Source organism: Actinoallomurus oryzae (assembly GCF_039541955.1).
Lineage (GTDB): Bacteria > Actinomycetota > Actinomycetes > Streptosporangiales > Streptosporangiaceae > Actinoallomurus > Actinoallomurus oryzae.
In genome coordinates, this window is record NZ_BAABHF010000024.1 from 454,101 (window position 1) to 475,826 (window position 21,726).

The 21,726-nt window shown below is 71.7% G+C and carries 20 protein-coding genes; 9 read left to right on the forward strand and 11 right to left on the reverse strand.

What is annotated here, in order from left to right:
* Position 1 precedes the first annotated feature (1 nt).
* The 3 genes from ABEA10_RS23265 to ABEA10_RS23275 are packed head-to-tail and all read left to right on the forward strand — an operon-like array spanning position 2 to position 3,585.
* Entirely contained in the window at positions 2-1,894 is a 1,893-nt protein-coding gene (locus tag ABEA10_RS23265) for a P-loop NTPase family protein (RefSeq protein WP_345467214.1), read from the forward strand.
* Entirely contained in the window at positions 1,891-3,411 is a 1,521-nt protein-coding gene (locus tag ABEA10_RS23270; protein WP_345467216.1) for an ABC transporter substrate-binding protein, read from the forward strand. The genes ABEA10_RS23265 and ABEA10_RS23270 overlap by 4 nt, the downstream gene beginning before the upstream one ends.
* A 33-nt stretch (positions 3,412-3,444) precedes the next feature.
* On the forward strand, positions 3,445-3,585 hold the full coding sequence (locus tag ABEA10_RS23275) for a hypothetical protein (protein WP_345467219.1): 141 nt from the start codon (positions 3,445-3,447) through the stop codon (positions 3,583-3,585).
* Positions 3,586-3,647: 62 nt separating this feature from the next.
* Here ABEA10_RS23275 and ABEA10_RS23280 read toward each other — a convergent pair whose 3' ends face one another.
* The 4 genes from ABEA10_RS23280 to ABEA10_RS23295 are packed head-to-tail and all read right to left on the reverse strand — an operon-like array spanning position 3,648 to position 7,571.
* Complete coding sequence (locus tag ABEA10_RS23280; protein WP_345467221.1) at positions 3,648-4,253, reverse strand: response regulator transcription factor; 606 nt, start codon at positions 4,251-4,253, stop codon at positions 3,648-3,650.
* On the reverse strand, positions 4,250-5,377 hold the full coding sequence (locus tag ABEA10_RS23285) for a sensor histidine kinase (protein ID WP_345467223.1): 1,128 nt from the start codon (positions 5,375-5,377) through the stop codon (positions 4,250-4,252). The genes ABEA10_RS23280 and ABEA10_RS23285 overlap by 4 nt, the downstream gene beginning before the upstream one ends.
* Positions 5,378-5,430: 53 nt before the next feature.
* Entirely contained in the window at positions 5,431-6,942 is a 1,512-nt protein-coding gene (locus tag ABEA10_RS23290; protein ID WP_345467225.1) for an FAD-dependent monooxygenase, read from the reverse strand.
* Complete coding sequence (locus ABEA10_RS23295; RefSeq protein WP_345467228.1) at positions 6,939-7,571, reverse strand: VC0807 family protein; 633 nt, start codon at positions 7,569-7,571, stop codon at positions 6,939-6,941. The genes ABEA10_RS23290 and ABEA10_RS23295 overlap by 4 nt, the downstream gene beginning before the upstream one ends.
* 684 nt (positions 7,572-8,255) lie before the next feature.
* Here ABEA10_RS23295 and ABEA10_RS51240 point away from each other — a divergent pair.
* Positions 8,256-8,948 (forward strand): zinc ribbon domain-containing protein, encoded by a 693-nt coding sequence (locus tag ABEA10_RS51240; protein ID WP_425550948.1) that lies wholly within the window; start codon positions 8,256-8,258, stop codon positions 8,946-8,948.
* A 7-nt stretch (positions 8,949-8,955) separates the two neighbouring features.
* Here the strand turns inward: ABEA10_RS51240 and ABEA10_RS23300 are convergent, their stop codons facing one another.
* From ABEA10_RS23300 to egtA, 5 genes are read right to left on the reverse strand one after another with little or no spacing between them, the layout of a single operon-like run.
* Positions 8,956-9,975 (reverse strand): LacI family DNA-binding transcriptional regulator, encoded by a 1,020-nt coding sequence (locus tag ABEA10_RS23300; RefSeq protein ID WP_345467230.1) that lies wholly within the window; start codon positions 9,973-9,975, stop codon positions 8,956-8,958.
* Positions 9,976-9,984: 9 nt separating this feature from the next.
* Positions 9,985-10,938 carry an L-histidine N(alpha)-methyltransferase gene (egtD, locus tag ABEA10_RS23305; RefSeq protein WP_345467410.1) on the reverse strand — a complete coding sequence of 318 codons (954 nt, stop codon included), beginning with the start codon at positions 10,936-10,938 and terminating at the stop codon, positions 9,985-9,987.
* A gap of 45 nt (positions 10,939-10,983) precedes the next feature.
* The gene (gene egtC, locus ABEA10_RS23310; RefSeq protein WP_345467232.1) at positions 10,984-11,718 is read right to left on the reverse strand and encodes an ergothioneine biosynthesis protein EgtC; all 735 of its coding nucleotides are present in this window, start codon (positions 11,716-11,718) and stop codon (positions 10,984-10,986) included.
* Positions 11,718-13,007: an ergothioneine biosynthesis protein EgtB gene (gene egtB, locus ABEA10_RS23315; protein ID WP_345467235.1), complete on the reverse strand. Its 1,290-nt coding sequence runs from the start codon at positions 13,005-13,007 to the stop codon at positions 11,718-11,720. The genes egtC and egtB overlap by 1 nt, the downstream gene beginning before the upstream one ends.
* A 6-nt stretch (positions 13,008-13,013) precedes the next feature.
* Complete coding sequence (gene egtA / locus ABEA10_RS23320; protein ID WP_345467237.1) at positions 13,014-14,204, reverse strand: ergothioneine biosynthesis glutamate--cysteine ligase EgtA; 1,191 nt, start codon at positions 14,202-14,204, stop codon at positions 13,014-13,016.
* A gap of 182 nt (positions 14,205-14,386) precedes the next feature.
* Between egtA and ABEA10_RS23325 the strand changes: the two genes are divergently transcribed.
* The 5 genes from ABEA10_RS23325 to ABEA10_RS23345 all read left to right on the forward strand — a co-directional run bounded on the left by ABEA10_RS23325 (position 14,387) and on the right by ABEA10_RS23345 (position 18,934).
* Positions 14,387-15,277: an amidohydrolase family protein gene (locus ABEA10_RS23325; RefSeq protein WP_345467239.1), complete on the forward strand. Its 891-nt coding sequence runs from the start codon at positions 14,387-14,389 to the stop codon at positions 15,275-15,277.
* Positions 15,278-15,281: 4 nt separating this feature from the next.
* Positions 15,282-15,779 carry a cysteine dioxygenase gene (locus ABEA10_RS23330; RefSeq protein ID WP_345467241.1) on the forward strand — a complete coding sequence of 166 codons (498 nt, stop codon included), beginning with the start codon at positions 15,282-15,284 and terminating at the stop codon, positions 15,777-15,779.
* 87 nt (positions 15,780-15,866) lie between these two features.
* Positions 15,867-17,189, forward strand: a complete 1,323-nt coding sequence (locus tag ABEA10_RS23335; protein ID WP_345467243.1) for an RNA polymerase sigma factor — start codon at positions 15,867-15,869, stop codon at positions 17,187-17,189.
* A 154-nt stretch (positions 17,190-17,343) separates the two neighbouring features.
* Positions 17,344-17,526 carry a papain-like cysteine protease family protein gene (locus tag ABEA10_RS23340; protein WP_345467245.1) on the forward strand — a complete coding sequence of 61 codons (183 nt, stop codon included), beginning with the start codon at positions 17,344-17,346 and terminating at the stop codon, positions 17,524-17,526.
* A 145-nt stretch (positions 17,527-17,671) separates the two neighbouring features.
* The gene (locus ABEA10_RS23345) at positions 17,672-18,934 is read left to right on the forward strand and encodes an MFS transporter (RefSeq protein ID WP_345467247.1); all 1,263 of its coding nucleotides are present in this window, start codon (positions 17,672-17,674) and stop codon (positions 18,932-18,934) included.
* Positions 18,935-18,967: 33 nt separating this feature from the next.
* Here ABEA10_RS23345 and ABEA10_RS23350 read toward each other — a convergent pair whose 3' ends face one another.
* Both ABEA10_RS23350 and ABEA10_RS23355 read right to left on the reverse strand, forming a co-directional pair.
* On the reverse strand, positions 18,968-20,305 hold the full coding sequence (locus ABEA10_RS23350; protein ID WP_345467250.1) for a serine/threonine-protein kinase: 1,338 nt from the start codon (positions 20,303-20,305) through the stop codon (positions 18,968-18,970).
* A 191-nt stretch (positions 20,306-20,496) separates the two neighbouring features.
* A complete protein-coding gene (locus ABEA10_RS23355) occupies positions 20,497-21,723 on the reverse strand; it encodes an ABC transporter permease (RefSeq protein ID WP_345467253.1) in 1,227 nt (408 codons plus the stop codon).
* Positions 21,724-21,726 lie beyond the last annotated feature (3 nt).

Consider the following 21,726-nt stretch of genomic DNA (forward strand, 5'->3'; position numbering starts at 1 on the left):
CATGAGCTACGGGCAGGACTCCGCCATACGCCTGGTGCGTGCGTTCCTCGACCGCCCGGGCGAAGGTCGCTTTCCCGAGAGCCGCAGCCTCCCGGTGCTGTACTTCACCGGGCCGCACCACATCGGCAAGACCACGCTGCTCACGACGCTCGCGTCCAGGCTGCGGGGCAATATTCCGCACGCACTCCTTGACTGTGCCGCGGACAAGACGCTGACCAGGCAGACGATGCTCGTCAGGCTCGCCCTGGGCCTGAACGAGAAATGCGGAATGTACGGCCGGCTGCCCTTTCCGCGCTTCGCGGCCGCCTTGATCGCCATACGCACTCCGGTGAGCGACATCCCCGGCACGGCCCACCGTGAAATGACGGCGGCGCTGGCGAAGGCGCGGGGCATCACCCGGATCCGCGGGATCCTGACCGAAGCCGTGCCCGGCCTGGCCTCGACGACGAGGTTCCCGGGCCTGAAGACGATTCTCCGGCTCGGGCTCGGGTTGCTGATCGATCTACTGCTGCTCATACCGTCGGCGCGCAAGGTGCTGCTCGGCCGGGGCGTCGCGTGGCACGGCGTCAAGAACACCGACCCGGTCGACCGGCTCGTGAGCATGAGCCAGTCCGCCCACGCGAGGGTTCCGGACCGCGCGGCGCTCGACGAGATCCTGCTGGGAGCGTTCCTGGCCGACCTGCGCGACGCCTTCCACGTACGCAGGCGGGCCGGGCGCCGCGTACTGAACTGCGTGATCCTCCTGGACAACGCCGACGCCGAGGCGGGCAAGGAGTTCCTGCGGCAGCTCGCCAAGGAGCGCGGGAAGGAGGAGGCGGGTCCCGACCCGATGACCGTGGTGGCCACCGTGCTGCCGAGCGCGGGCGAATCGCCGTTCCAGGCCGACGACGAAAGGCTCCCTCCGGTCGGGCCGATCGAGCCGTATCTCGGTCGTCCCCGGCTGGCGATCTGGCTTCGCAACCTCACCGAGTCCCAGGTCGGGCAGATGGTGCAGGGAAAGGGAGCGCTGCCGATCGTCGGGATGAGCCCGCCCGCACACGTCCGGCGGGTCCTGTACCAGTTCGCCGGTGGGCATCCGTGGGCCACGGACGTCCTGGTCGACAAGCTCCGTGATCGGCCCGAGCAGCCGCTCTCCGAGGTCCTGGACGACGCTTTGACCGCACAGCTGCGTGATCGCCTGCTCGACGGGTTCTCGACGGCGCACGTCAAGGTTCTGACCACCTGCGCGGCGGCGCGGGACGTGGGAGAGATGAACCGGCTGGAGGGCCTGGTCGAACCGGGTGACCTGGCGGTGATCCACGATCGGTGGTCCTTGCTGCACACGTCCGGTGATGCCGCCGTCCTGCAGCCGGTGCTGCGACACCTCCTGCTGCGCGAGCTGGCCGATCGCGACGACGACAGCGCGGACGGCTGGCCGCGGGTGTTCACCTGGCTGCGCGAGCGGGCGGGCCACGACGAGTTCGCCCGGCACTACCACGCGCTGGCCCTCGGCGAGGTCGAGTCGGTCGTCGGGTGGCTCGTCGACCGGCTCGGCGATCCCGCCCAGCGACCGGAGAACCTCGACGCCGGTCCCTGGCTGGCGGCGCTGGAGGCCATCACCGCCGCGCCCGTACGGAACCCGCCCGCGCGGTCTCCCCACAAGAAGGTGGACACGTCGTGGGCCGGGCCGTGGGACTCCCGCCCCGCACGGGTGGCCTACCTCGTCTCCGGCCTGCAACTCGCCGGTGACCCCCTGACCGGCCTCGACCGCAGGAAACTGCACAAAGAGATCGCCGGGGCCTACATGGCACTCCGCGGGGCCGCGCCCTCCGGACGCGACGTCTTCGAGCCCGAGACGGAACGACACGAGGAGCTGGCGCGGGAATGGCCGGCGTCAAAGGACACGGAACGATGACCGACATCAGCTTCGACCCCTGGCAGACGGACCGGGGAAGACGACTCCGCAGGCGGCGGAACGCCCGCCGCGTCGTCGCCGTCCTCGCCGCGGCGGTCATCGTCGCGGTGACGATCTGGTACCACTTCACGCGTCCCGTCAGGTGCTCGGCCGGAGTGCTACGCCTCGACGGGGAGTGCGTCGGCGTCTCGTACGAAAAAGCCTTCGCCCCCGTGGGCCAGGACGTCCTGGAGAAGGTCAGGAACGCGATCAAGGCGGAGAACGACTGGGTCGACTCGCAGGGCGGCAGGCCGGTCACGGTCGCGTTCCTCGGCCCGCTGACCGACATCGACCCGGACGGCCTGACCGGCGGACGTATCGTTCATGAGATCGAGGGCGCGTACATCGCCCAGCACCGGCTCAACCACGGTCCGCTCGGCACCGGCCAGCGACGGATCAAGCTCACGCTCGCCAACGAGGGACACGGCGAACGCCACTGGAAGGCGGCCGTCGACCAACTCGTCGCGATGACCGACGACGACGCCCCGCTGGAGGCGGTGATCGGCCTGGTCCTCAGCCAGAAGGAGACCGCACAGGCCGCACTGGAGCTGTCCAAGAAGCACGTTCCGGTCATCGGCGACATCATCACGGCCGACGGCCTCGATGCGACCGGCGCGGTGGTCGGCCGGCCGCTCGACTACCTGGCGCGCGTGGCCATCCCGAACGACCAGCAGATCCACACCATCGCCGACCACCTCGCGAAGTACCGCAAGGATCTGCGCACCGCGGTGATGCTGACCGACCTCAACGGCAGCGACATGTACAACACCTCGCTCCGCAAGGACTTCGAGAAGTACCTGGGCGAGTACTGGGCTCGCGGCGGGCACGCCGACGACCCGTTCATCGGCGCCGGTGACATCCAGAAGGACATTCCCGGCGCGGTGCGGGACTTCTGCGGGCCGAACCGCGCCGACATGGTCATGTTCGCGGGCCGGGCGAACGCGCTGAACCAGTTCATCAGCGACCTTCGGGCGTACCAGACGCAACAGGGCCAGAGCTGCAAGGTCCGGCCACTGACCATCGTGACCGGCTCGGACGCGGCGGTCTTCTCCGACGGCAAGGCCGAGCCCGCCGACCGGTCGGGCCACCCGGACGCGAGCCGCTTCACCGTCCTCTACGTGCCACTGGCCGACCCGAACGTCCTGAAGAGGACCAACCCGCGACCGTGGTCGGCGTTCGCCACCGAGTTCACCCGTCGAACGCCGGGCGACTCGCCCAAGACCGTCTTCTCCGCCTCGGATCTGAACGACGGCTGGGGCATCGCGGCCCACGACGCCATGATGACGGCCGGGTCGGCGATCCGCCAGGCCGACTCCGACAGCGCCGGAGCACCGCCCAAGCGCGAGGACATCCGCGTCAGCCTCCGCCAGTTCCAGCTGGGCCGCCAGATCACCGGCGCGGTCACCCTGACCAACCTGGACCGGAACGGCAACCCGAAGCCCACCACCCCACCCGTCGTGCTGCAGATCCAACGCTGACCCCGCGGATCCCGGCATGGTCGCCCAGCCGCCGTGAGCACACGGCGCCGCAAGACCGCCACCGTCGCCAAGCTGGAGCGGGCGAAGCGCGGGCAGCTGCGTCTCGCCCGCGACCAGCTGAAGCAGCCCTTGGACGGTGCCGACCACGGCCCGGTGACGATTGAGGACGCATGAGCCCGAAACGCAGGGACCGCGTTGCCCCGCCACCGGACCGGCTTCCGATGGGACCGCGCGGGTCAGAGCCAGCCGTTGCGTTCGGCGATGTGGACGGCTTCGGCTCGGGTGGTGGCGTTGGTCTTGCTGATGGCGGAGGAGAGGTGGTTGCGGACGGTGCCGCCGGACAGGTGGAGGGCGGCGGCGATGTCCGCGACCGTGGCGCCCTCGGAGGCGGCCTGGAGGACTTCGCGTTCGCGTTCGGTCAGGGGGTCGGGGCCGCTGGCGCGGGACTGGGCGGCCAGGACCGGGTCGACGACGCGCAGGCCGGAGTGGACCCGGCGGATCGCGTCGGCCAGGTGCTCGGGCGGTGCGTCCTTGACCACGAAACCGGCGGCGCCGGCGGCCATCGCGCGGGTGTAGTAGCCGGGGCGGCCGAACGTCGTGCACATGACGACGCGGCAGGCCGGCAGTGCGTCCCGCAGCTCGACGGCCACGGTGAGGCCGTCGGCCCCGGGCATCTGCACGTCGAGCAGGGCCACGTCCGGCCGGGTCCGCCGGGCGGCGGCCAGCACCTCATCGCCGGTCCCCACCTCGGCGACCACCTCCAGGTCGCGCTCCAGGCCGAGCATCGCGGCCATCGCGCCCCGGACCAGCGCCTGGTCGTCGGCCAGCAGCACGCGGATCACGTCTCGGCCTCTTGCGTCGCCGTGGCCGCGAGGCGGAAGCCGCCGCCGGTGAGCGGCCCGGCATCGAGGCGGGCTCCGACGGTGGCCAGGCGTTCGGTGAGGCCGGCGAGGCCGGTGCCGGGCCGGGGCGGGGCGGCGGCCGTGCCGTCGTCGCGGATCTCGATGGAGGTGGGAGTGATGCGGACCTCGCAGGCGCCGGCGCCGCTGTGACGGATCACGTTGGTGACGCCTTCGCGGAGCACGTGGGCGAAGGGTTCACGCAGGTCCGCGCGTACATCGTCGGCGGACAGCGGCAGGCGCGCACCGATGCCGGCGCCGCGCAGAGCGGACCGGGCACCGGCCAGCTCGGCGGTCAGCGACGCCCGGCGGTAACCGGACACGGTCGCGCGGATCTCCTCCAGCGTGTCCCGGGACAGCCGCTCGGCGTCGCGGATCTCGGCGACGGCCCGCGCATGCTCCGCGCCGCTCTCCAGCACGCGCCGTGCCAGGGCGGTCTTGACGGTGATCGTGGTGAGGCTGTGCCCGAGCACGTCGTGCAGGTCGCGGGCCACGCGGGCGCGCTCGGCGGCCACGCTCAGCGTGGCGATCTCGTCGCGGGCGGCGCGCAGTTCGGCGACCGTACGGCTGAGCTGGTTGATGCCGGTCAGCACGTACGCGACGAACATGAGCAGCAGCGCGACGTCCCAGCTCGGCGCGCCGCGAAGCCACCAGCTCAGCGCCACCTCGATGACCGCGGCCAGGGTGCCGATGACGCGGGTCCACAGCGGCGGTAGCAGCACGACCGAGGCGATGATCGGGTACGCCAGCCCCCCGAGCCCGCGTGGGTCCCCGACGAGCACCGCGAACGCGGACCCGGCCAGGTACAGGCCGGCGAGCATGGCGATCCGAGCGGGCGGGCCGGTGCGCCGCCCGGCGTACACCGCCGCCAGGAACCCGCCGGCGATCAGCACGCCGTCGACCAGCATCAGGGGCCGGTGCGGGGTGTGTCCGTACCGCGCTCGGACCACCGTCGTCCCCAGCCCCACCAGCGCCAGCACCGGCCCGAACATCCGCCGGATCGGCCGCGGTGACCCGGGCGGATCCGCGTACGCCGGCCACGCGGTCGGCTCCGGCCCGTCCTGCATGGCGATGAGTTTACGTAGCCCCCACCCTCCGTCCACGCTCGCGTCGTCGTGCGTCATCGGAGGACCCGGGGCAGGTACGCGGGGAGTTCGGGGCCGGAGGTGGGAGCGATCAGGCCGATGTACCCGTCCGGGCGAATCACGACGGTGGTGCCGGGCCGGACGCCGAAGGCGTCGCGGACCGTGCCATCGGGATCGTCGTGGCCGGTGCCGCGAGTGTAGTCAGGCGGCGTCGTGACGTAGACCTGTCGTTCCCGGTCGAAGGAGAGCGAGGTGAAGCCGGGGGCGCGGTAGAGGTCGTACAGGTGGATCCGGTCGCCCCGAGGCGTCGTGAGGACGCCGTCGGGGGCCGGATCGCCGGCCCTGACCCGGGTGCGGCGGCTCGCCTGCACGCCGAGCGGCCCGTCGTGGTACGTCGGATGGTCGTCGCGACCGCCGGCGCGCATGCGTGACAGGAGAGGGCCGATCAGATGGCGCACGACCGGGCGGAGGACGCGGGGCGGGGTGACCGCCGAGGAGAGACCGCGGTCGCTGGCGTCCAGGGCGGCCTGCCCGGCGGGCCGGCGTTCGGCCTCGTAGGTGTCCAGCAGGCCGGGCGCGGCCCGGCCCCGCACGGCCAGGGCGAGCTTCCAGCCGAGGTTGTACGCGTCCTGGACGCCGGTGTTCATGCCGTACGCCCCGAACGGGCTGTGCACGTGTGCGGCGTCGCCGGCCAGGAAAGCCCGCCCGGAGCGGTACCGGTCGGCGAGCCGCAGGTTGTACCGCCACACCGACAGCCAGGTCGGCGTGCCGAACCGGATGTCGTCGCGGCCGCTGTGCTCGGCGACCAGGCGAGTCAGCTCCCCCACGGACGGTTCCACGGTCCGCCCGGGCGCGATCGACGTGACGACCTGGCTCGTCGCGGCGCCGGGCCAGGGCCGTACCGCCATCATCCGCCGCGCCCCCAGCCACAGGTGCACGGCATCGCGCGGTTCCAGCCCGTGCACCTCGACGTCGGCCAGCAGCGCCCGCATGTCCTCCTCGGTACGGCCGGGGAAGCCGATGCCGAGCAGTTTCCGCACCGTGCTGCCGCCGCCGTCGCAGCCGACCAGGTATGCGGCGCGCAGTGTCTCCTCCTCGCCATCCGTGGCGATGGTCGCGGTGACGCCGTCCGCGTCCTGGTCCAGGCCGGTGAGGCACGAGCCGAAGCGCACCGACTCGCCCAACTCGGCGAGCCGGGCGCGCAGGATGGCCTCGGTGCGCGACTGGGGCAGCGAGACCGGACCGGGGTACGGCGTGTCCGCGGTCGGCGCCGCGGGCTCGCTGCGGCCGGTGTAGATCGGGTCGGTGCCGAGGTAGACACGCAGGTGGGTGTCGGCCCGTGCCGCCTGGATGACGGTGTCGGCGATGTCGAGCGCGTCGAAGACGGCCAGCGTACGCGGCTTGACGCCGAACCCGCGTGATCCTTCCTGCGGCCCGGGCGACCGGTCGATGATCCGGCAGATGATGCCGCGTCGTACCAGGTCGCAGGCCAGGGTGAGCCCGGTCGGCCCGGCTCCGACGACCAGGACGTCGGTGTCCGTGCTCATCGCATCGCCCGCGCGGGAGCCGCCTGGCGCCGCGTCTGGCGCATGTACACCATGCTGCAGAGCACGGCCAGGCCGATCGCGGCGAGCTGTAGCCCGTGGGACAGGCCGACCATGACGTCCACCGGCAGGGTGTAGACGAGCACGATGCGCACGAGGGCCTCGGTGAGCAGGATGCCGCCCCAGATGAGGGACAGCGCGATGAGCCGGCTCCGGTATCCCGGGTCGTTCCGCCAGCGCTCGTCGGCCTCGGCCTGCCGGGCCTCGGGCAGCATCCGCCTGGCCGCCGCGAACATCAGCGGCCGTCCGATGACACAGCTGCCGAGGAAGGCCACTCCGGCGACGCCGGTCGTGACGGAGTCCTTGGCCAGCGTGACACGGGGGTCGCCGGTGATCAGCGTGAGCACCAGCCCGATGCCGAACATGGCGCCCATCAGCGCGGCGAACCCGTCGAGCCGCCGGTCGCGGGCGGCGACGTACAGGATCCGCCCGAGTGAGACGGCGGTGGCCGCGGCGAGGGAGAGCAGAGCCGAGGCGCCGAACAGGTGCAGCGCGTAGTAGACGATGACGGGGGCGCCGATCTCCCAGATCAGTGCACGGACGACGTTGCGGGTGTCTCGCTTCTCGGTCATGTACCGAGCGTCGCGTCGCACGGGCCACGGAACCCACGACAGATGTCATGGTTCGCGGCGAACGGCGAGACGAGAACGCTGGTGCTGTGGCAGGCAATGTTTGCCCTGTTGTGGTGTGTGCTGTCTGGAACCGGTTGGGGGAAGCGCGGGAGGCTTGTCAGGTGGTCTTGGCCGCCGTGTGTTCGGCCTCGGGCAGGCGTCGACCAGGTGGTGCGGGCTGGGGCCGAATTCTGTCGTAGGTACTTGCTGTAATCGCCTGGTGCCTCGACGTGATGAAGGTGTCGGGTGGTGTTGCGGACCGCCCGGGTTGGCCTGCGGTTGACTCCCCCGCAGCGGCGCCGTTGTTTCGAGTTGCTGGTCTCGGCCGGTGATGTGTGGGCGTGTGTGCTTGATTTGAACCGGTGGCGGCGGCAGCGCGGGCTGCCGGCGATCGTGGGCTATCAGGCGTTGTGCCGGGAGTTGTCGGCGGCGGGTCCGGCACGTTCGGGGAGTTGAACACGGTCGGAGCACGGTCGGTGCTGCGGCGCTACAGCGACGCCTGGTTCGCCACCGCCAAACACCGAAAAGACGGCGAGACGGCGGCGCGGTACCCGCGGCGGAAACGCCGGTTGATGCCGGTGCGTTACTACCACGGCACGTTCACGCTGGAAGAGCGGCGGTTGCGGCTTCCGACCGGTCGTGGGTGTGCGCTCGCGGCGGGCACCGAAGCCGGGTCAGGTCGGTTCGCGGCGGTGGCGGAAGTACCGGGCCCGGCAACGCAAACTCGAGGCCCGCCACCGGCGGCGGGTCCGCCAGGCCCAGCACGAGGCCGCCCGTCAGGTCATCACGTGGGCGACCGCACGCCGGATCGGCACACTCGTGGTCGGGGATCCGCGCGGCGTCCTGGCCCTCACGGCGGGGCGAAGGCATAACCAGCGGGTCCATGCCTGGCGGATCGGGCACCTGCTGAAGTGTCTGAGGGACAAGGCCGAACAGACCGGGATCGGCCTGGTGCTGGTGGACGAACGGGGCACCTCCTCGACCTGCCCCACCTGTCGCCGGCGGGTTCCCCAACCCAAGAACCGGAACTTCACCTGCACTCGTTCCGGGTTCAATGGGCACCGCGACCTGGTCGGCGCCGCCAACATCGCCCGGAGTGGCCCGGGCGGCACCATCACCACCAACACGTTCCCGGTGGTGATCACGCACCGTCGAGCCGGACGGCACCTCCCCGGTGCCGGACGGTCCCGGCGTGACCCCAGACGGTCCCCCCATCACGGCACCGCCGCGGGGCCCCATGGCCGGCCGTGGCCCGCCCCACCAGAAGTGGGGAGTCGCTCGCCCACCACAGCGAGGACCAGCCAACCCCACCTCCCCAACGAGGCAAACGTTGACTGACACGGCACTAGGAGTCGTCCGGCGAGCGGACGGGCCCGGTCGACTCGCGTTGCAGCAGGCTCGGCTCGCAGACGATGCGGCGGCGGCGGGGCTTGCCGTCGATTGCGCCGATCATCACGCGGACGGCCGAGTGGACGATGCCCTCGATGTCCCAGTCGACGCTGGTCAGCGGCGGGGTGAGCAGCGCCGACATCGGGTGGTTGTCGAAGCCGGCCACCGAGACGTCTTCCGGCACCGCGAGCCCCAGCTCGCGGGTCGCCGCGTAGACGCCGTAGCCGATCGAGTCGGAGAAGCAGAACACCGCGCTCGGCCGGGGGGTGCCGCCCAGGACACCGAGGGCGACGTCCGTCGCCGCGCCCAGTGCCTGCGGTGAGGGGACCACGTCGACCTTGACGCCGAGCCGCTCGGCCTCGGCGTTGACGTGCACGTCGGCCGGGCGGTCGGGGGTGCGGGCCATCGTCGGGGTGAGCACCGCGATGTGCCGGTGGCCGAGGTCGTGCAGGTGCTCCAGGGCCGCGGTGACACCGGCACGGTTGTCGAAGACGACCTCGCCGTAGGCGTGCGCGCCGTGCAGCGAGTCGCCGATCGACACGATCGGCAGGCTCTCGCCCAGCTCGGCCCACAGCGACGCCGACGGGTCGAGGGGCTGGACGATCAGCCCGTCGACCCGCTGGTCGCGCAGCTGCCGCGCGAGCATCAGCTCGCGCTCGGGGTCGCCCGCGGCGTCGAGGATGATGGCGTAGCGGTCGCGGGCGAACAGCGCCCGGCCGATGCCCACGGCCAGCGACTGCTGCCACAGGTCTTCCAGGGAGCCGCAGAGCAGGCCCACCATGCCGCTGCGCCCGCTGGCGAGCGCCCGCGCGATCGGGTGGGCCTCGTAGCCGAGCGCCTCGGCGGCACGGCGGACCCGCTCCTGCGTCTCCTCTGATGTCTGTATGCCACGCAGCGCGTAGGACACGGCGGCCGGCGAAAGCCCGGTCGCCTTGGCCACCTCACGGATGGTCGCGCGCTTCCGCTGCTGCGTCACACTCCAACCCTATAGAGCGGGCCGGACAAGACTGAGGACGAAATCACCGTCCTCGTCGGTCCACCATCGGTCAATGCGCAGGCCGGCCTCCGTCGCCGACTCCTCCAGGCTCTCGCGGCGGAACTTCGCGGAGATCTCCGTACGCATCTCCTCCCCCGCCGCGAACTCCACGACCAGGTCGAGCGCGCCGACCCGTACGGTCTGGGCGCGGGTCGAGCGCAGCCGCATCTCGATCCGCTCCTCCGCGCCGTCCCAGATCGCGACGTGCTCGAAGCGCGACTCGACGAAGTCGGCGTCGAGTTCACGGTTGATCACCCGCAGCACGTTGCGGTTGAAGTCCGCGGTCACCCCGCGCGCGTCGTCGTAGGCCCGTACGAGCCGGTGCGGCGCCTTGACCAGGTCGGCGCCGAGCAGCAGCGCGTCGTCCTCGCCCATCGTGGCGCGCAGCCCGGCGAGGAACGACACGCGTTCGGCCGGTGTCATGTTGCCGATCGTGCCGCCGAGGAAGGCGACCAGCCGTTTCGGCCCACCGGGCATCTGGTGGAGGTGCCGCTCGTAGTCGGCGACGATCGGCTGTACCGACAGCGACGGGTACTCCGACGCGATCCGGCCGGCGGCGTCGGCGAGGAAGTCGCCGCTGACGTCGACCGGCACGTACGTCGTGAGCGTGCCGCCGAGCGCGTCGAGCAGCAGCCGGGTCTTCTCCCCCGATCCGGCCCCGAGTTCGAGCAGCGTACGGGCGCCGGTGAGCGCGGCGACGTCGGCCGCGCGCTCGGTGAGGATCGCGCGTTCGCGCCGGGTCGGGTAGTACTCCTCCAGCCTGGTGATCTCCTCGAACAGCTCGCTCCCCCGCTCGTCATAGAACCACTTGGGCGGCAGCGTCTTCGGGAACGCGGTCAGGCCGTCGGCGACGTCCTGCCGGAGCGACTTTCCAAGGTCGTCGGGCGTGAGATAGCTCTTCATGATCGGCACTGAGGATCTCCTCATCGAGTCATCGGTCAGAAGCGGTCAGAGCGGGCTGATTCCGACCCCTCCTGGACCGGCGGTCACGAGTGATCGGTCGGGCACCTCCTCCCATCCCGGTTCGTCGTCGTAGGGTTCAGAGGCGATCACGACGGTTCGCCCGTTGCGGACGAACAGCGTGTCCCCCCAGGTCGTGGCCGCCAACCGGGTGCCGTCGGCGGCCAGCAGGTTGAAGCGGCCGGCCGTGAGCGGGGTGACGCTCCGCACCACGTGCGCCAGGCCCTCGGCCAGCGAGGCGCCGTTCCGCCAGGCGCCCGCCGCCATCGCGAACAGCAGCGCCGAGTCGACCGGGGCCCGCGCGTCCGGCACCGGCGACAGGTCCCCGGCCAGCTCGCGCAGCTTGGCCTCCACCCCGGCGAACCCCTCGACCGCGCCGTTGTGGCTGAACAGCCGCAGCCCGTCCGTGAACGGCTGGGCGCACGACTCGTCCACCGGGAACCCGACCGTCGCCGACCGCACGGCGGCCACCGCGCAGTTCGTCCGTACGACGTCGGCGACGTCGGCGAAGGACAGGTCGGTCCACATCGGCTGGGCGCGCCGGTAGCGGACCGGGGCGTCACGGGCGGCGTCGTACCAGCCGGCGCCGAACCCGTCGGCGTTCAGGATGTTGTTGCGGTTCATGCGGGGCGCGTACGCCTGGGTCGCCAGCCCGTACTCCGGCGCGAACAACAGCTGGTGCAGGGTCCGCGAGTCGCCCAGGTAACCCAGGTGCCGGCACATCAGGCGTCCCTCGCGCAGCGGAAGCCGGCGAAGATCTGCCGCCGGATCGGGAAGTCCCAGTTGCGGAAGGTCGGCCGGGCCGCCAGGGGGTGCGTCGCCCAGGAACCGCCCTTCAGCACCTTGTACTCCCCGCCGAAGAACACCTCGGAGTACTCCTTGTACGGGAAGGACCGGAAGCCCGGGTAGCCGTGGAAGTCGGTCGAGGTCCACTCCCAGACGTCCCCGATGAGCTGGCGCACGCCGTAGGCCGACGCGCCGTCCGCGTACGAGCCCAGCGGCGAGGGGCGGTGCCGGCGCTGCCCGACGTTGGCGTGCGCGTCGGAATCGCCCGAGTCGCCCCAGGGCAGCCGCCGCTTGCGGCCCGCCGCGGGGTCCCAGCTCGCGGCCTTCTCCCACTCCGCCTCGGTCGGCAGCCGCCGACCGGCCCACCGCGCGTACGCGTCCGCCTCGTACCAGCAGACGTGCTGGACCGGCTCGTCCATCGGCACCGGCTCGACGCGGCCCAGCCGGCGCCGCATCCACTGGCCGCCCTCGCGGTACCAGAAGGCGGGGGCCTCCTTGCCCGTTCGGGACCGCCACTCCCAGCCCTTCGGGTGCCACCAGCGCGGGTCGCGGTACCCGCCGGCCTCGACGAACGCAGCGTACGCGGCGTTGCCGACCGGGGTCGTGTCGAGGTGGAAGGACGGCACGTCGACCAGGTGGCCGGGCCGTTCGTTGTCGTAGGCCCACGGGTCGTCGGAGGTGCCCATGAGGAAGGACCCGCCGGGCACCAGCACCTCCGCCGGCAGCGTCTCGCCCGCGACGGGGCCGGATTCCGGCGGGTCGAGCAGCGCGGGCGCGCCCCTGCGGAGCTGGTGGGTGGCCAGCATGGTCTCGTCGTGCTGGTGCTCGTGCTGGATCACCATGTGGTAGACGAAGCCGTCCCCGGCCAGGGCGCCGACGAGCGGCACCTTCTCCAGGGAGTCGAGCACGCGGTCGCGGACCGTCGTGACGTACGCGCGGCTCTCGGCGGGGCTGAGCAGCGGCAGGGAGGGCCGCTCGGCGCGGGGATGCTCGAACGCGTCGTAGATGTCGTCGATGTCGGGCCGTACGGCCGCGGCCCCGGCGGCGGCGCGCAGCAGCCACTGTTCCTCGTAGTTGCCGATGTGCGCCAGGTCCCAGACCAGCGGGGACATCAGCGGCGAGACCTGCGCGGTCAGCTCCGGCGCCTCCAGCGCCTCGACCGTCAGCCCGAAGCTGCGGTCGCGGGCCGCGGTCAGCTCCGCGACGATCCGCTCTTTCACGTCCATCGTGGTTCATTCCTCCTTGCCGGCGGGCACCGTCGCACCGCCGGGCTTTGCTTCGAGGGGCTCGTCGTCGGCCGGGCAGCGGCCGCGCCGTACGTAGCGCTCCGCGTATCCGTCGACGAGCGGGGCGAGCGCCGGGGCACCGAGCCGGGGCAGCGCGTCACACGCGGCCTCGAAACAGCGGCGGGCGGCGCGCGCCAGTACGGGGTCGCCGATGCCGTCACGCGCGGCCTCGTGCCAGCGGTCCGCGGCGGGCTCGGTCGCCTCGGCGGCGATCTCCGCGGCCAGAGGGTCGTCGAGCAGGGCCGTGACCAGGGCGATCGGCACGGGCCAGTACGGGTCCGGCAGCGCGTCGATCATCCGCAGTTCCAGCCAGCCCTGCGGGCGTACCGGCGGGAACAGCGTGGTGAGGTGATAGGCGAAGTCGGCCAGGTCCGGCTTGCCCTTGCCGGCTCCGCCGATGAGCCACTCGCGGAACGTCATCCCGGGGTCGGGCACCCAGCCGTCCCGCAGCAGCATGACCCGTGCGTCCAGGGCGTAGCGCGCCCACGCCTCCACCGGGTCCTCTCCCACGACCGGGGCCGTACGGCCACGGTCGAGTCCCTCCCAGATGACCTGCCGCGCCGACCGTGTGCCGTTCCCCGGCGAGTTGGCGAACGCCGCGACGAGCACGGGCCCCAGCGCGTGCGCGAGCCGCCAGCGCCGCCCCGCGTCCTTCTCGTCCGCGCCGATGTCCAGGCAGACCTGGAGCGAGGCCGTCGCGCACATCATGGCGAGCCCCGGCTCCCCGAAGTAGGCGCGCATGCAGCGGTAACGCCCCTCGTCGAGCTGGAAGAAGGGCGCGCGGAGACGGCGCGGATCGGTGCCGCGTCCCGCCAGTTCCAGCCCTTCGCGGGCCAGGTGGTCCCCGACGTGGGCGAGGTCCGCGGCCAGGGCGGCGTGTGCCGCCGCCACCCCCCGTCGCGGAAGGGAGCTGAGCTCGAGCTGACCGCCCGGCTCGTAGGTGACGCGGCTGCCCGCGGGAAGCGGGCCCGCGGCCTCCATCACCGTACGGAGCCGGCCGATGGTGACCCCCGTGCCCGGCGAGCGCCGGTCCTCCACGAACCACTCGGTCTCCGCGCCCACCTGTCCCGGTGGCCCGGTCTTGAAACAGACACCGCTGACGTGTTCGTACACGTCGTCCAAGGTCAGACGGGTCATGAGCACCTCCGTTCACAGTACGAACGAGGGTCATTCCCTACTGAACCGGATCAATAATCGGAAACTCGGCATCTCGCCAGTGACACGTTCATGAACACTCTGGCCGCCTGAACTGGTGAATCGGTTTACTGAAGCGGTACAGTGATACGGTTCAGTAAACCGGTTCACTAAACGGGAGACCCGTGGCCACCGACGTACACCAGCACCTGTGGGGCACCGCGTTCGCCGACGCCCTGCGCCGGCGTACGACGGCGCCGCGACTCGACGGCTGGACGCTCCATCTCGACGGCGAGCCGTCGTACGACGTCGACCCGGCCGACCATGATCCGGCGGCCCGCGCGGCCCAGGCCGCCGCGGACGGCTTCGACCGCGTCCTCACCTCGCTGTCGTCGCCGCTCGGTGTGGAGTGGCTGCCGTCCGCCGAGGCCGCGCCACTCCTCGACGCCTACCACGAGGACGCGCTCGCGCTGCCGGCGCCGTTCGGGGCCTGGGCGGCGGCCTGTGTGTCGGAGATCGACCCCTCGCCTCTCGCCGGATGGCTCGACCGCGGGTTCGCGGGACTGCAACTGCCCGCCGACGCGCTGCTCGACGCGGCGGGGTACGAGCGCTGCGCGCCGCTGCTGTCACTGCTGGAGACGCGCGGCCTGCCGCTGTTCGTGCACCCCGGGCCCGCGCCCGCGTCCGACGGGCCGTCCTGGTGGCCGGCGCTGGTGCCGTACGTGCAGCAGATGCACGCGGCGTGGTTCGCGTTCCGGGCGTTCGGCCGGGAGCGGCACCCGCGGCTGCGGGTGTGCTTCGCGCTGCTCGCCGGGCTGGCCCCGCTGCACGGCGAACGCTTCGCCGCACGCGGCGGCGGTCGCGGCGAGGTCGACCGCGACGTCTTCCTCGAGACCTCCTCGTACGGTCCGCGCGCCGTGGACGCGACGATCCGCGCGCTCGGCATCGACACGATCGTGTGCGGCTCCGATCGGCCGTACGCACCACCGCTCGGCTTCGGTCCCGACTTCGGGAACGCCGCCGAGCACGCAATCCGGGTGAGCAACCCGGGCCGACTGCTGATGGGAGAGGAGTGATCCGATGTCCTTCGAGTCACTGCCCGCACGGTGCCTCGACAAGCGCGAGCTACGTGAGCTCGTGGACGGCCTGGCCAAGGATCCGGAGTCGTGGCGCGAGCACGTGGACTTCCCCGACGGGCAGCGACACTACGTGTCCCTCTACCGCGACGAGTACGTCGACGTCTGGCTGCTCTGCTGGACCCCGCAGAACGACACCGGCTGGCACGACCACGACATCTCCTCCGGCGCGGTCGCCGTCGTGGACGGCGCCCTGAAAGAGTGCAACCCCCGCATCGGCGGCGTCCACGTCGAGGTCACGGTCGAGAACGGCCAGTCCTTCGCGTTCGGACCCGAGCACATCCACCGCCTCGTCGGGCAGGCCGACCAGAGCGTCTCGATCCACGCCTACTCCCCGCCCCTGTGGCGCCTGGGGCAGTACTCGATCGACGACGGTGGAGTGATGCGTCGCGTCTCGGTCAGCTACGCCGACGAATTGCGCCCCCTGGACGCTGTCGCCTGACCAACCCGTCCCGCTAGTATCCAGATTTCTAGTGTTATGCCTGGATTGCGTTGATCATCCCAGTGACGCGGCGGGACGGAGGAACCGGTGTCCCTTACCGAGGCTCTACGGACGGGTGCTCCGGACGCCTTCGGCGTGCTCTATGACGAGTACGCCGGACCGCTCTACGCCTACTGCCACGTCATGGTGGGCGACGAGGCCGCCGACGCCGTACGGGACACCTTCATCGCGGTCGCCCGGCACCCGGGTGAGGCGCCCTCCGACGACGGCGCGCTGCCCGTGTGGCTGCACGCCCTGGCCCGCTCGGAGTGCGTACGGCGCGGCGCCCTCGTGCGCCGCCCGGTGTCGACCTCGCCGGCGGACCCGGTGCGGCGTGCCCTGACCCTCCTCCGTCCCGAACACCGCGAGGTCCTGGCCCTGTCCACCGTCCTGGGGGCGGAGGAGATCGCCCGGGTCATCGGCGTGGCCCGCGACACGGCGGAGATGCTCGTACGGGTGTCGCAGCGGCGGCTGGAGCAGGCCGCCGCCTCGGTGGGCGGCCGGGAGGCGCACGACGCGGCCATGCTCGCGTCGCTGAGCGGCGATGCCCTGCACCGGGTGGTGACCCGCGGGTACGAGCCTCCGCCGCGGCAGCGGGAGCGCGTGCTGTCCTCGTGCGCGGCGGCCGAGCGCGCGGCGGACGGGGCCCTGCTGTTCGACGCGGACGGGATGCCGATCCCGCTGGACGGCCTGTTCCGCGACGCCGAGGAGCCGACGCGCCCGTTCACCCGGATCTCGCCCGAGGAGCCGGTCCGCGAGGTCCAGGAGGCGACCGCGTCCGCCGAGCCCGCGTCGCGAGCCGCCCACGTCTCACACGCCCGGCCGAAGAACCGGCCGAAGAACCGGTCGCAGAAGCAGCCGTTCCTGCGCCGCCGGCACGACAACCTCCTGGAGGTCGCGGGCCTGGCGGCGTGCGTGGCCGCGGCGACCGGCGTGCTCGCCCTGTGGCCGAGCCCGCACTCAAGCGGAACGTCCAACGTGGACGGGACCAGCCTGCTGGTCCACCGAGGCCAGACGGCGAGCCGTTCCGCCCAGCCGTCCGTACCGGTGCGGTCGGGCCCGCCGGACGCGGCGACCTCCAAGCCGGGCACGTCGGCCTCCCCCAAGCCGACGACGTCCTCGTCCGGCGCGCCCGCGACCACGACGCCACCCGGCACCACCGCCCCGGCCGGCCCGTCCCAGCCGGGCACGCCGGGCACGCCGCCGAAGGGCGGTGGCTCGAGACCGACGCACCCGACCCACCCGACACCGCCGAAGTCGCCGCCGGGCTCACCGACGCACACGCCGACGCCGGACCCCACGCCGACACCGAGCGACTCGCCGACGGACCACGGCTCCGACTCCCCATCCCCCGACCCGAGCGGCTCCTGAGCCGCCCCGGACCGGCGGAACGAGGGGCGCTGCCCGTACGGCCGGGTGGGGCTGTAGTGCCGGAGCGGGCCCAGAGGGAACCGAACTGCGTTCCAGCACATCGGAGACATCCGTAGCTTCTGTGCTCGATCCCTCTGGAGTAGCAAAGGACAAGGTGAAGGGGACCAAGATCGGGCACGCGATGGTGGTGTACGGATACGACAGGGCGAAGGGTACGGTCACCGTCTTCGACCCGTGGAAGGCCACGGGCGGCACCCACACCGTCTCCGCCAAGAGCCTGGCGGGCGCGCTGCAGGCGAACGGAGGCATGCACTACATCTCGCGTTCGCTGTTGTGATCCGCTGATCCGCTGATCCGCGGTCCGCGGGACGGCTCCTGAGGCCAGGCTTCGGGCCCGCCCCGTCCTTGTCGGCGTCGGCCGGCCTTGGGAGAAAACGTACGATCATGATCGTGCGGTGGCGACCTCGCGGCGAGGAGGCTGGGTGACGGCTGGCAGCGCGGTGGCCGCGCGTCCGCTCCGAACCGACCGGAACTTCGCGGTGTTCTGGTTCGTGCAGGCATTGTCCGAGGTGGGCAACGCGTTCGCGCTGGTCGCCGTGCCGCTGCTGGTACTGCAGGCGACCGGGTCGGTGGCCCGGATGGGACTGCTGACCGCGATCGCGGGAGCGGCGTCGGTGCTCACGGGGCTGTTCGCCGGGACGTTGGTGGATCGGCTCGACCGGCGGCGGCTGATGGTGCTGTGCGAGGTCGCGCGGGCCGTGCTGTACGCGCTGATTCCAGTGTGCTGGGCGGCCGCCCCGCAGGTGTGGCTGCTGTACGTGGTGATGGGGTCGGCGGCCGTCTTCGAGATGATCTTCGAGGTGGCCTACGTCGCGGCCATCCCCAACCTGGTGGGCAAGGGACAGATCAGCGCGGCGAACGGTGTGCTGCAGACGACGAACTCGGCCGCCTATGTGCTCGGGCCGATGCTGGCGGGTCTGGTCGCCGGCGTGTTCGGCGTCACGGCGGCGCTCTCGATCAATGCGGCGAGCTTCGCCGTCTCAGCGGCGGGCCTGGCGCTGATCAGGTTCCGCCCGCGCGAGGAGCCGGGAGAACCGGCGGCCCGAAGGTTCGGCCTGCGGGAGGGTTTCCTGGCCGGGGCGGGGTTCCTGTGGCGGACCCCGGTACTGCGGGCCCTGACGATCCTGCTCACGGTGTTCTTGTTCCTGAGCCTCGGGATGACCGACACCTTCATCTACCACGTACGGCACGATCTCGGGCAGAACGACCGGGTGGTCGGCTACGTCATGGGCGCAGCGGGCGTCGGCACGATCGCGGGCGCGGCCTTGATGTCGCCGCTGCGAAGGTGGTGGGGGTTCGGCCCGTGCTGGCTCGGGTCGGTCGGGCTGTGCGGGGTCGCCGTGGCCGTCGCGGGGGTGGTGGAGAACGTCGTGGTGGTCGGCGGAATGGTGCTGGCGTACTCGCTCGGCGTGGCGCTGGCGGGCCTGTGCTCGATGAGCCTGAGGCAGGAGGTGACGCCCGACCATCTGCTGGGCCGCGTCACCGCGGCGTTCTGGACCATGCACAACGTGCTCGCCCCGATCGGAGCCGTGGTGCTCACCGCGCTGGCCAAGGGCATCGGCGTACGGGACACGCTGCTGGCGGCGGGCGCGGCGCTTCTCTGCATCGGCGGCGCCGGCCTGTTCACCCCCGTCCGGCGCCGCCGCCCCGAGGCGCCGCAGACGTCCGTTCAGCTTGATCTTTGATCCGTCCCATCAGCCGTTCTGAAGAAGATGCGCTCACAGGGCGGTGAGGGCGGTGGCGGCGGCTTGGGCGGTGGGGCGTCGGCGGGCGTCGAAACGCATCAGATCGGCCAGGACCGGGACCAGGCGCTGGGCGTGTCGCATAGGGGCGGGGTTTCCCTGGGAGACGGCGCGCAGCAGTGCCGCGTTCGTGGTGCCGATGAAGGCGGGACGGCCTTCGATGGCGGTGTACAGGGTGGCGCCGAGGGACCAGATGTCGCAGGCGGCGGTGGGCTGGTGGTCGTTGACCTGTTCGGGGGCCGTGTAGGCGTGGATGCCCAGCAGGGCGCCGCCGGCGGTGAGGGTGATGTCCCCGGCGACGGCGGGGATCCCGAAGTCGGTGACCACCACCCGCTGGTCTTGCAGCAGGATGTTGAAGGGATTGATGTCGCGGTGCACGATTCGCGCCTGGTGTGCGGCCGCCAGCGCTGCGGCTATCTGCGCACCGATCCGGGCGACCCGCGCCTCGTCCAGTCGGCCCTCGTTGGTGATGACGTCGGCCAAAGAGCGCCCCCGCAGCAGTTCCATCGCGATCCAGAGCAGGCCGTCCTTGTCGCGAAACTGGTCATAGACGGTGACGATGCCAGGGTGCTGGAGCATCCCGACCGCCTGCGACTCCCGCTCCATTCGTGCCATCAGATCTTGACGTAGTGCAGCCTCCAGGCCTAGCGGGGGCTTGAGCTGCTTGAGCACCACATCCTGGCGCATTCGCGTGTCGTGAGCGCGCCACACAGCACCCATTGCGCACTCGCCCAGCACCTCCACCAGCCGATATCGGCCGCTCACAACTGTTTCCCCGTTACGTGCCACGTGGACCTCCCCGCGGTGCCGCTCGGTTCCTGGCCTGCGGAGCTCGTGGATCTCCCACCACGCGATGGCGCTCACTATGACCGGGCCGCCGAAGAACAGCAGGTCCACGATCGTCGATGGTCCTCCAAAGGGTATTTCGCTGAGGACGGCGCACTCCCAGGTCAAAACGCTGGTCAGCAGGGCCGGGAGCGCGGGATTGATGCGCGTCAGCTTCGGGTCGTGCACATCCTGGGCGGCTTCGTCGGGGAAGAGGCGCCAGGCGAGGATGCGAGCGCCGCGAACGAAGTAGTAAAGCGCCGGCGGAAAGAGCGGCCACAGCGTGCCTTTGACAATGGATAGCCAGACCGAATAAAGCAGGATCAGCAGCGCGATGGTCTTGAAAGCAGAGGAGCGGTCGGGGAACCTTCGCTGCAGCGGTCGGCAGTTCCAGACGGGCGGGAGGTAGTCGGAGTTCCCCGAATGCCGCCAAGCCTGGCATAGTAGCCGGAGTGCGGCTAAACCGAGCTTGGAGATCTCGCGAAGCATGAACCATGCTGTAGAGAATCATCCATAAAGTGAACTTAAGGCGAACCGCCAGCGGTCTTTTTCGGCATCGCCGCAGGCGATTCCGTTGATGGCGGGACCGGTTATAGGAGCGTTGCGCGCGGACCTGTCTCGAAGCCCCTGCCCATGGCAGGACCGCGGGGCTTCGAGACAGGCCCTGGCGCCGTCGCCGGTCAGACCGTCCGCAGGGCATCGGTCGGCGACAGCCGGGCGGCGCGGAGGGCCGGCAGCAGGCCCGCGAGCGCGCCGATCGCGATGGCCGACCCGATTCCGCCCGCCCACGCCTCGGCGGGGATGACGACGGCCCACTGCTTGGTGCTCGCGTAGACGGCGGTCGCCGCCGCGCCGGACGCGACGCCGGCGGCACCGCCGAGCAGCGCGAGCATGATCGCCTCCGACAGGAACTGGCCGCGGATCTGCCCCCGCGTCGCCCCGAGGGCGCGGCGGAGCCCGATCTCCGAACGGCGTTCCAGCACCGAGATGATCATGATGTTCGCCACCCCGACCGCGCCGACGACCAGCGCGACGGCACCGAGGCCCAGGAACAGGCTGTTGAACGCCCCGCTCGCCGCGGCGCGGGCGGTCAGCGCGTCGGACGGCTGGCTGACGTCGACCTCGTTCGGCGCCTCGGGGTTCGCGGTCTGCCCGAGCACCGCCTGCACGTCGGCGACATGGTCGGTCTGGGCCCGTACGTAGACCGTGCTGGGCGGTCCGACCGTCAGCTTGCCGCGGGAGATGCTCGCGTAGCCGAGGTAGCGCTGGGCGGCCGGGTACCCGACCAGGACGCTGGTGTCGATGTCGGGCGTGAGCACCGCCGGGTTCAGGATGCCGCCGACGTAGAACCACTGGCCGCCGAGCCAGATCCGCTCGCCCGGGTAGACCCGGTCGATGCCCATCCGCTGCGCGGCGACCGCGCCGAGCACCGCGACCGGCTGGGTGGCGGTCGCGGAGTTCAGCCAGCGGCCCTGGGCGACCGTGGCGGCGAGCACGGACGGCAGGTTCAGACTGGCCGCGCGGACCTTCAGCGCGTTGGTGGTGATCGGCGGGATGAGCGGGCTGCGGTACACCTTGGCGTCCTCGACGGTGCCCACGTGGGCCACCTGCTCGACCGCCGGCAGGTGCGCGATCCTCGACGGCGCCTCGATCGGGAGCCGCGCCGTCTGACCGGTGAAGGACTGGCCGTTGTTCGCGGTCAGCAGGTTGGTGCCGAGCCGGTCGATCTCCGACAGCAGCCCCGCCTGGGACGAGGCGGACAGCCCCAGGACCGCGACGATCGCCGCCACGCCGATGGCGATGCCGAGCGCGGACAGCGCCGCCCGAAGGGGCCGGGCGCGCAGCCCGGTGCTCGCCACACGTGCCTGGTCGCCGAGGCCCAGCCGGGCCGGGACCAGCGTGGTCACGGC

Excerpts from the sequence above, each read along its gene's own strand:
- ABEA10_RS23265 (WP_345467214.1), top strand. The coding sequence starts at position 2 with ATGAGCTACGGGCAGGACTCCGCCATACGCCTGGTGCGTGCGTTCCTC.
- ABEA10_RS23270 (WP_345467216.1), top strand. The coding sequence starts at position 1,891 with ATGACCGACATCAGCTTCGACCCCTGGCAGACGGACCGGGGAAGACGA.
- ABEA10_RS23285 (WP_345467223.1), bottom strand. The coding sequence starts at position 5,377 with ATGCAGGACGGGCCGGAGCCGACCGCGTGGCCGGCGTACGCGGATCCG.
- ABEA10_RS23290 (WP_345467225.1), bottom strand. The coding sequence starts at position 6,942 with ATGAGCACGGACACCGACGTCCTGGTCGTCGGAGCCGGGCCGACCGGG.
- ABEA10_RS23295 (WP_345467228.1), bottom strand. The coding sequence starts at position 7,571 with ATGACCGAGAAGCGAGACACCCGCAACGTCGTCCGTGCACTGATCTGG.
- egtD (WP_345467410.1), bottom strand. The coding sequence starts at position 10,938 with ATGAAGAGCTATCTCACGCCCGACGACCTTGGAAAGTCGCTCCGGCAG.
- egtC (WP_345467232.1), bottom strand. The coding sequence starts at position 11,718 with ATGTGCCGGCACCTGGGTTACCTGGGCGACTCGCGGACCCTGCACCAG.
- egtB (WP_345467235.1), bottom strand. The coding sequence starts at position 13,007 with ATGGACGTGAAAGAGCGGATCGTCGCGGAGCTGACCGCGGCCCGCGAC.
- egtA (WP_345467237.1), bottom strand. The coding sequence starts at position 14,204 with ATGACCCGTCTGACCTTGGACGACGTGTACGAACACGTCAGCGGTGTC.
- ABEA10_RS23330 (WP_345467241.1), top strand. The coding sequence starts at position 15,282 with ATGTCCTTCGAGTCACTGCCCGCACGGTGCCTCGACAAGCGCGAGCTA.
- ABEA10_RS23350 (WP_345467250.1), bottom strand. The coding sequence starts at position 20,305 with ATGCTTCGCGAGATCTCCAAGCTCGGTTTAGCCGCACTCCGGCTACTA.